At 65.0% G+C, this 2,192-nt stretch carries 3 protein-coding genes and 1 pseudogene; all 4 read right to left on the bottom strand.

Features of this window, described 5'->3' with window-relative positions; all coding sequences use genetic code 11:
• Window positions 1-936 (bottom strand): TonB-dependent receptor plug domain-containing protein (locus tag VMR03_RS13060; protein WP_325405900.1); only part of this gene is annotated, 936 nt, incomplete at its 3' end.
• Window positions 937-1,025: 89 nt separating this feature from the next.
• Window positions 1,026-1,412, bottom strand: coding sequence for a hypothetical protein (locus VMR03_RS13055; protein WP_325405898.1), 387 nt, complete (start codon window positions 1,410-1,412; stop codon window positions 1,026-1,028).
• 83 nt (window positions 1,413-1,495) lie between these two features.
• Entirely contained in the window at window positions 1,496-1,912 is a 417-nt protein-coding gene (locus VMR03_RS13050) for a hypothetical protein (RefSeq protein WP_325405896.1), read from the bottom strand.
• A 9-nt stretch (window positions 1,913-1,921) separates the two neighbouring features.
• Window positions 1,922-2,192: pseudogene (locus tag VMR03_RS13045) on the bottom strand (hypothetical protein); the annotation flags it as partial.

Genomic DNA, 2,192 nt, shown 5'->3' with positions numbered 1-2,192 from the left:
GCCGCCCTTGTCATCGAGGAAGTTCATGACGTGATCGACACCCCGCCACCACGCGCGCGCGTCGAGACGCCCCCAGTCGAAGCCGCCCTCGTAGCGCGCATTGACGAAGGTCGAACGGTTCTCCGTCATGTCCATCCACTGGTTCGGATAACCCTCATAGGGAATGTATTGCTGACCCGCTTCCAGCACGACGAGATTGTCGCCGTTGCGGGCCGCGAGTTTCAGCGCGTGATTGTAGGACTTGTATTCGCTGGAGTGGACCTCGCCATCGTCGCCGCCGCCGTCGTAGTTGCCGGAGCGGGAGCCCGAGCCGGTATAGCTGACGCTCACCTTGTCATTGGCGGCGGTTGCCGAGACCGAGCCCGAAAGCCCGTCGCCATTGCTGCGATAGAAGGTCGAGGCCGTCGCTGCGACGATCGAGACGTCCGGCGAGGCGCCGAAGAGCGGCGCGGGGCTGTCGACGACGATGGTGCCGGCGATGCTGTCGCCGCCCATGCTGACGGGCGTGATGCCCGCCGTCACCTTGGCCGTGCCGACATTCGAGGGGTCGACATAGGAGAGCGGCGAATTCATGTGGTTCGGACAGGCCGACCCCATGACCATGCCGTCGACGACAACGCGGACACGCTCGTCATTGAGGCCGTTGACGACGGGAAGGCTCGACACGCCGCCCGCCTTGTAGGTGGAGACGCCTGCCACGCCATCGAAGAGCGAGGCCGTGTCATTGGTACGAAGGCTCTTGCGTAGCAGTTCGAGCCGGGAGACGGCCGTTTCCGTCAGCGGCATATCGCCGAGATCGGTCGAGCTTGCCGCCTCGGGCGATTCGATATCGACCGGCGGCAGAAGCGTGGCGCCCGCGGCAAAGGCCGGAGCGGGCGAGACGAGAGCGAGCGCGGCGCCGAGGAGCAGGCGCGCGCGGCGTGAGGACATGCGCATGGGCATGGGTTTCCCTTCCTTGAAATGACGTTATGCAGACGCGCGACGACCGGCGTCATGCCGGTACTTCACGGGCTGTCGTTTTCCGGTCAGATCGTCAGGACGGGGGGTGCACGCGATTTTCGACGCTGCGGAAAGGCCTTGTCGGCAAGGGCCGTCTCGCCGACCGAGGACCGGTTCGAGACAAAAGCGGCTTCGTAAAGGGCGACAGGGGCGGCGCCTTGCGGCGAGGCGAGGTGAGCCGCCGCCGCATAAGGACAGGGCGCGTAGCGATGGCCGGCATCGTCGTCGTGACGATCCGAGCCCGGTGCTTGATGGAGCTGGACGAGACCGTTCGACGTACAGATGACAAAGGGCGCCCAGCCGGCATCGGCGCGGTGCGAGGGCGGCGCCGGCATCCAGCCGTCGGGCATGAGGGCGCGCAGCAGCATCGCGGCGAGCGCGATGTGGAACCCTGCCCAGCGTGCTGTTTTCATACCCATCCCGTTACGGAGCTACCGGAGCCATCCGTCGCTTTCAAGCCCCCCGCGCCTGAGCGAAATGACGCACCGCCTCCCGTTCAAGCGAGCACGAGCTTGAAATTCCTTCGCGTGAGGCGGGGAAAGGACGGAAAATCGAGAAAGGTCTCGCCGCCGGCGGCACCGAGCAGATCGGCGGCACGGAGCTTGTCTTCCTCGTTGAGGCTCGCGATGAAGTCGAGCGGCCGTTGCAGCATCCAAAGATCGAAGGGGAAGATCGCCCGACTGTCGCGCGCGCCTTCGAGCGTGAACATATGCGTGCCGATGGCGCGGGGGACCGGCTCGGTCCCCTCTTTCGCGCCCGGCGTCTCGGCGACCCATTTCGCGAAGTGATGCGCCGTCGAGACGAGAACCGGGATCATCTCGCGCATCATGCGGACCAGAACCGGAACAATCGTTTCGGGTATTTCATCGCGTGCGAGAAACTCGCCCCCCTTCGGATGGGGCGGCTTCATCATCCGCTCGACTCAGCGCGCGACGTTGGGGGCGATGCGCTTCATCAGCTCGCCGGACGCTGGATCGCGATACTGGTGCGCGTAGAGCGGCCCGATCAGGCCGAAATCGCCGATCGACGGCTTCGTGCCGAAGAGAAATTCATAAACGGCGAAATGCCTGTCGAGTTCGCCGAGCAGTCCTTCGTAGGATGTCTCGATGGCCGCTTCCGTCTTCGGCGTCACGCCGAGAAAAGGAAGCGCGCCGGCAAAGGGCCTCGATATTTTCAGGCCGGCTTCACGCTGC

Origin of the sequence: Parvibaculum sp. (assembly GCF_035511255.1) — a bacterium.
Classification (GTDB): Bacteria; Pseudomonadota; Alphaproteobacteria; order Parvibaculales; family Parvibaculaceae; genus Parvibaculum.
The sequence above is the reverse complement of the archived record's forward strand: the minus strand, read 5'-3'. Positions and strand labels throughout refer to the sequence as shown.

Bases quoted from the DNA above. Each gene is read 5' to 3' on its own strand.
- VMR03_RS13055 (WP_325405898.1), bottom strand. From the start codon at position 1,412: ATGAAAACAGCACGCTGGGCAGGGTTCCACATCGCGCTCGCCGCGATG.
- VMR03_RS13050 (WP_325405896.1), bottom strand. From the start codon at position 1,912: ATGATGAAGCCGCCCCATCCGAAGGGGGGCGAGTTTCTCGCACGCGAT.